Below are 5,385 nucleotides of genomic sequence, written 5' to 3'. Positions count from 1 at the left end.
ATGTTTAAAAAAGAAAAAATATTAGCAATTATTCCTGCACGTGGTGGGAGCAAGGGATTAAAGGATAAAAATATTATTAATCTTGCAGGGAAGCCATTAATTGCATGGACTATTGAAGTGGCTCAAAATAGTAAATATATTGATGAGATTTTTGTTTCAACTGATAGTGAGAAAATTCAAAAAACAGTAGAAAATTTTGGACTAAGAATTCCCTTCTTACGTCCGGAGCATCTTTCAACCGATAATTCAAAAAGCATAGATGTAATTTTTCATGTGCTTGATTATTATTCTCAGACATCAATTTTATTTCAGCATTTTATACTTTTACAACCGACATCGCCATTAAGGACGGTAGAGGATATTGACAATGCTATTGAATTGTATTTTCAAAAAAAAGCAGAAGCGGTAGTTTCGGTTCGTCAGGTTTCTCAACCACCTTATTTGATGAATACAATTGCTGATGATTTGAATATGAAAGATTTTATTAATAAAAAAGTTTCTAATTCAATTCGTCAGGAAATGCCTGATTATTATTGGATAAACGGAGCAATTTATTTGGCGAATGTAAATTTTTACAGAGAGAATAAATCTTTATACGGAGACAAAACATTTGCGTATATTATGCCAAAGGAAAGGTCGGTTGATATTGATGAAAAAATTGATTTATTACTTGCTGAACAGTTACTAAAATTAAAAAAAGCATAAGTATGATAGATATAAAAAAGCTTTTTATTAAAAAAGAAACATCCCTAAAAGATGCTCTTAAAAAACTTAATACAGGTGCAAAAAAGAATTTGTTTGTTGTTGATGAAAACAACTGCTTGTATGGTGCATTAACAGATGGGGATATCAGAAGATGGATTATAAAAAAAGGTAATATTGAAGGTAGTGTAGCAGAAGTTTGCAATAGGGAACCTGTTTCTGTTTATAGAAATTATGATTTGGAGAATGTTAAAACTGTTATGGTTAAGAAAAACATTGATGCAATTCCTATAATAAACAAGGAAAAAGTAATCATTGATCTTCTTCATTGGAGCAAGGTTTTTACAAAAGATGAAAAAGTAGAATATGAACAAATATCTTTGCCTGTAGTAATTATGGCTGGAGGGCGTGGCACTCGCCTTGACCCGTTTACAAGGATTTTGCCAAAGCCATTAATTCCAATTGGAGATAAACCGATTATTGAATTAATAATGGATAATTATTCCAAATTCGGAATGAGGGATTTTATTATTTCCATAAATCACAAAGGGAAAATGATAAAAGCTTATTTTGAAGATGCTGTTACAAATTATCGTTTGTCATATCTCAATGAGGAAAAACCATTGGGAACAGCAGGTTCTTTAAAACTTCTTTCAGGGAAACTTAAGAGTTCTTTTTTTGTTTCAAATTGTGATATAATTATTGAAACGGATTATTCACAGATTTTTGAATTTCATAAAAGCGGAGGTTTTGACCTTACTTTAATTGCTTCAATGAAAAATTACACAATTCCTTATGGCGTTTGTGAAATTAAAGGTGAAGGAGAACTTGGTATTTTAAAGGAAAAACCTGAATATGATTTTTTAATTAATACAGGAATGTATCTTCTTGAACCTGAAGTATTGGAATTTATTCCTGAAAATATATTTTATCATATTACAGACCTAATAAATGAGTTGAAGAAGCAAGGTAAAAGTATTGGTGTGTATCCCGTTTCTGAAAATTCATACATTGATGTGGGGCAGTGGGAAGAGTACAAAACAGCCGTTAAAAAAATATCAGGATAAAAATGAGCAAAGTATTTATTCATATCGGTTATCCCAAAACAGCAACAACATGGTTGCAAAGGTTTATTTTTCCTTTTCATAAGGAGATAAATTATTTAGACCATTATAAAAATGAAAATAAGTGGCTTCTCGACCTTAGATATATTGATGATTTGGATTTTAATCCTGAATCATTTAAAAAAAAATATTCTGAATTAAATATTGATAAAGAAAAACCTGTGCTAATATCAATTGAAAGTCTTTCTGGTGATGTTTTTAAAAGGGGTTTTAACAGTAAAAGAATAGCTGATAATTTGAAAGAAATTTTTCCTGATGCAAAAATTATTATCACTGTTAGAAATCAAATTGCCATGATTGACTCACTTTACAAACAATATGTTAATCAAGGTGGGAATTGTAATTTTAAAAAATTCATTGAATTGCCTGCTCCCAAGCCTGTTAGTTTTTCTCTTAATTATTTGAAATATCACAAACTTCTTGATTATTATTCTGATATTTTCGGTCAAGATTCTGTTTTTGTAAAAACTTATGAGCATCTAAAAAAAAATCCTGAGAAATATCTTTCAGAGTTATTCTTATTTATTGGTGTTAAGGATTTTGATGGAGATTTAAAAAATTTTAAGGTAAATCGTAGTCTGTCTCCTTTTTCGGTTGGATTGTTACGATTTGCAAATCAGTTTTTAAAAAGCCCTATGAATACTGGAGCAATTATGCCCGGCAAATTTTTTCATCCAATGTTTCGCTCTTTTTTACAAAATACATTTGACCCTTTCTTTTTTGCTAAATCCAAGAAAAAAATTATTGACAAAAAATTTATAGAATATTTAAAATCATATTATCAGGAATCAAATAATTATTTAGATAAAAAGTATGACCTTGAACTTGGGAAATATGATTATCCTTTATAAGAATTTTACATGGCACTTATAGATACATTAAAACATTCAACGAATTATTTTTCTGCATCCTTGGCTACAAAGGCGTTGGGCTTTATTTCTATTCCTGTTCTTACCTATCTTTTAACAACCGAAGAATATGGTGTTTACAATGTATTTTTAAGCTATGTTGGAATTTTTGTAATCATTCTTACTTTAAATTCTCATACTGCAATAAGTAGATATTGGTATGAACAAAAGGATGATTTTAATAGTTTCTTTGGAACATCTGTTATTCTTGCCTCGTCAATTCTTTTTATTTCAATAGTTGTTTTTACAATTTTTTCGGATGCAGTAAGCAACTTACTGGAAATGCCTCGTAAGCTTGTACTTCTAATGATTCCTTATGTTGTAATTCAATTAGCAAGCCTTATTTTTAGACAAATTTTTGTTGCTCAAAGAAGAAGTAAGCTTGTTGCAACAATTGAAGTTTTAAAGGCTTATATTGGTTTTGCTTTAGGTATCGGGCTATTGATTCTTTACAAAGAACAAAAATATTTTGCTGTTATTCTCGGACAATTAGTAATTGGTGGACTTTTGAGTATTGTAATGATTTACTACCTGAAACCATTTTTTAAAACAGCTTTATCAAAAAAACATTTAACATTCATTTTAAAATATTCTCTTCCAAGATTACCTCATGCACTTAGCGGAATTATTCTCGCTCAATTTGACAGAATAATGATAAAAGGCTACACAGGAAGCGAAGATGCTGGTTTGTACAGTCTTGCATACAATATCGGGATGTTGCTTTCAATTGTTGTTATTGCTTTGTTGCAAGCATGGACACCTGATTTTTATGACGATATGAAAGTAAAAAATTTCAAAAAAATTGATGCTGATATCAGTAAGATTTTTCGAATGATGTTAATAGCTGCTATGTTTTTAATGTTGTTCGGTCCTGACCTCGGTTTGTTGATAGCACACAAGAATTATGTTTCCGCTTTATATTTAATTCCGTATGTTGTTCTTGGTTATGTATTTTGGGGTATTTGGGGATTTTTTAGTAGAAAAATTTCCTATTCCTACAAAACAATTTGGCTATCTGTTGCTTCTTTATCGGCTGGAGTAATTAACATTTTATTAAATGTATGGCTGATTCCAATACATGGATATGAAGTAGCGGCTTACACTACAATTGCTTCATATTTTGTAATGGCTGCATTTGGTTGGTTTATAACAAAGTATGTTCTCAAACTTCATGTTCCTCCAATGTTCAATTTTGCAATTTTAATTATTGTTTTGATAGGATTTTTCTCATTTAGCTATCTTTTAAATTATTATTCTGTTTCTCTTGTTTATTCTATCCTTATAAAATTAGTAATTTTTTCATCTTTTTCAATAGTGGTTTTTTACAAATACAAAAATGAGTTTAATACAATATTTAAAAAATATATTTCAAAAAAATAGGCTATGAAATATTTGGAAGCAGAAAGAATGTTTGATAAAATGGAAAAAGAATTTCCTATTGATACTTTAAAATATAAATCTCTGAATATTTATCCATATATAAGAGTTTATCTTTTGTTTCAATTTTTAAAATCTCCTGAATTTTTTAAAAAGCCTGATAAAAAAAGTGTTTTTAAAAGATTATTATTTCAATTTAAAGTTTTGTTAGCTTCATTTTTAGGATTGAATTTTCTAAAGAATCTAAATTATAAAACCGGATTAGGTAGGAAAAATATCGATTATCTTTTTATCTCTGAAGACAAGGCAAGAAATATTTCTATAAATAACAAAAGTATCCATCCCTTTGCTAATGGTATTGAGAGCCTTTTAAAAAATTATGGAAAGTATGAAATTGTTGAGTTTGTAAAAAAGACAAAACAAAAACTCCCGATTTTTAATGATGCATTTATTCTTAATGGACTTTTAGCAAAAGCACAGATTAAATACTTATTTTCTAAATTTTTTAAACGGAAAAAGCAAAGAATTGAAAGTTTTGAAAAATTTAAAGAATATTTAAAAACACTGGAATTGACACTACCTTTTAGTGAAGATGAATTAATTGATAAATTGGATTTAATATTTTTCAGAGCTAAAGAATATGAAAGCCTTTTTAAAAAGATGCATCTAAAAACAGTGTTTTTTATTGTTTCCTTTTCGGATATTATTTTTCCTGCAATACTTGCCTGCAAAAAGTTAGGTATAGAATCTGTTGAATTGCAACATGGTTCTTGGAGCTTAAATGTTAGATATAATAATTTCCCTGATGATGGATATAAATTATTACCTTCAATTTTTTGGCTTTGGGGAAAAGCTAATGAAAGTGTTTTCGCGAATGTAGTAAAAAGCAAGAATCATCGGACAGTTGTGGGGGGTAATCCATGGGTAAGCGAATGGTTGAAAGATGATTCGGAGATTTATGATATTGTTGAGAGAAATTTAACGGAAAAAGTTTTTAAAGAAGGACAAATAAATGTCCTTGTATCTTTACAACCTGAACCTGACCCGTTGCCAACTCACTTACTGGAGGCAGTTGAAAAGTCTCCTGAAAATATTCATTGGTTTTTCAGATTACATCCATTGATGCTTGATAGGAAAGAAGAAGTTTTTGAACGTGTTAAAAAAATACCAAATTCGAATGTTGTGTTATACTATGCTTCCAAATTACCTTTGTTTTTTATTTTAAAAAATACTGATATGCATGTAACTATGTGGTCGTCAGTTGTATATGAGGC

General features: G+C 29.1%; 5 protein-coding genes. All 5 read left to right on the top strand.

The annotated features are described in order from the left end of the window. A partial coding sequence (locus tag U9R42_01825) for an acylneuraminate cytidylyltransferase family protein (protein ID MEA3494752.1) occupies positions 1–705 on the top strand: 705 nt, incomplete at its 5' end. Between the two features lie 2 nt (positions 706–707). Continuing rightward, a complete protein-coding gene (locus U9R42_01820; protein MEA3494751.1) occupies positions 708–1,769 on the top strand; it encodes a nucleotidyltransferase family protein in 1,062 nt (353 codons plus the stop codon). A 2-nt stretch (positions 1,770–1,771) separates the two neighbouring features. Continuing rightward, positions 1,772–2,677, top strand: coding sequence for a sulfotransferase (locus tag U9R42_01815; GenBank protein MEA3494750.1), 906 nt, complete (start codon positions 1,772–1,774; stop codon positions 2,675–2,677). Positions 2,678–2,686: 9 nt separating this feature from the next. After that, on the top strand, positions 2,687–4,114 hold the full coding sequence (locus U9R42_01810; GenBank protein MEA3494749.1) for an oligosaccharide flippase family protein: 1,428 nt from the start codon (positions 2,687–2,689) through the stop codon (positions 4,112–4,114). A gap of 3 nt (positions 4,115–4,117) precedes the next feature. Then, positions 4,118–5,385 (top strand): hypothetical protein (locus U9R42_01805; protein MEA3494748.1); only part of this gene is annotated, 1,268 nt, incomplete at its 3' end.

The organism is Bacteroidota bacterium (assembly GCA_034723125.1).
Taxonomy (GTDB): domain Bacteria; phylum Bacteroidota; class Bacteroidia; order CAILMK01; family JAAYUY01; genus JAYEOP01.
Note: the sequence above shows the minus strand (reverse complement) of the source record. Positions and strands in the feature narration are given on the sequence as shown.

Coding starts and splice junctions, on each gene's coding strand:
- U9R42_01820 (MEA3494751.1), top strand. CDS start 708: ATGATAGATATAAAAAAGCTTTTTATTAAAAAAGAAACATCCCTAAAA.
- U9R42_01815 (MEA3494750.1), top strand. CDS start 1,772: ATGAGCAAAGTATTTATTCATATCGGTTATCCCAAAACAGCAACAACA.
- U9R42_01810 (MEA3494749.1), top strand. CDS start 2,687: ATGGCACTTATAGATACATTAAAACATTCAACGAATTATTTTTCTGCA.